Consider the following 1,208-nt stretch of genomic DNA (forward strand, 5'->3'; position numbering starts at 1 on the left):
ATTATGTTTGGTCTCGCTTGGCGCCGCTACGTCGCTTTTTAAATTTGAAGGTGCGGCGCCAAATTTATCGCTCAATGTTGCTGCGCCCTGCCTGCCTTTTGCTTTTTCGAGATTTTCCGCGTTCTCGGTGTCGCAGCGCTTCGTATCAATCGACGCCGCGCCGTTTTTAAAATTTAAAGATGCGCCGTCGCGTTCATCGTTTGATGCCGCGGCATTGCGCCCGTCATCCGAGAGCGCGTCGCAACTATTTATCGCCGCATCGGTGCTTTCATCGGCTGCCGCCTCGTCGCAGATGCTACCTAGCGCCGCGCTTTCTTGCTCGTTTTTTGCTTTTTCGGATAAATTTTGCGAATTTTTTAGCTCGCAAACGGCTACTTGCGAGCTTTGCAGACCTTCACTCGGATCACGCTTCGAGCCTTGCTTGGAATTTGCCCGTTTCAGATCATCGCTTTTCGAGTTTGACGTATTTTCATTCGGCTGCCGCTTTATAATCACGTTCAAATCGGACTTCGTATCGATCGAGGGAAGCGACATAGCATGCGGTGCTTCAAAATTTTGCGCCATATTCTCGCTGTGAGCCCGGGTCTCAAGCGTGTATATATCGTGCGTGCGATCGTTTGCCTTCGCGCTTGCAGCTTCTTTTTTAAATTCCTGCAAAAACGCGATACTATCGTCGCTCGGCGTTAAAATTTCGCGGTCGTTATCCAGGTAAAACGAGATGACGCCGCCCAGCTTCGCGCGCAACTCCTCGCTGCTAAAAATAATGGGCTCGCCGCTAATATTGGCGCTTGTGGCGACGATCGGGCGATCAAAGTATTCAAAAAGCAGCAGATGCACGCCGGTATTGGCTAGGAAAATGCCGATTTTATTAAGGTTTGGTGCCACGCTTGGAGCGATAAAAATCGCACCCGTCTTAAAAATCGCCGAAAAGCTCGCAGGTAAACGCACGAAATCGCCCACGTTATCGAAATATGCGCTACGCACGTCCGTCGTGCATGTTTGCACGGAGCATGAGCCTTGCGAATCTATCTTCTGTCGTAAACCAGACTCGCTTGCCGCGCGCTGCAAGCCTATTCTATTCGCAGTATATCGCAAACCCTGAATATTCGCCGAATTTTGCGAAATAGACTTGTCCGTCGCAAGCCGAGAATCAAGCCCATTCGCCGTGCATTGCAAGTCTTGGCTATCTGCTGCGGACTGTAAATTTA

At 50.3% G+C, this 1,208-nt stretch carries 1 protein-coding gene; it reads right to left on the bottom strand.

The annotated features are described in order from the left end of the window. The coding region (locus Q0256_RS03165) for a Sua5/YciO/YrdC/YwlC family protein (RefSeq protein ID WP_297959973.1) at positions 1-1,005 on the bottom strand (1,005 nt) is incomplete at its 3' end. Positions 1,006-1,208: the final 203 nt, after the last annotated feature.

This window comes from uncultured Campylobacter sp., from assembly GCF_937949835.1.
GTDB lineage: Bacteria > Campylobacterota > Campylobacteria > Campylobacterales > Campylobacteraceae > Campylobacter_B.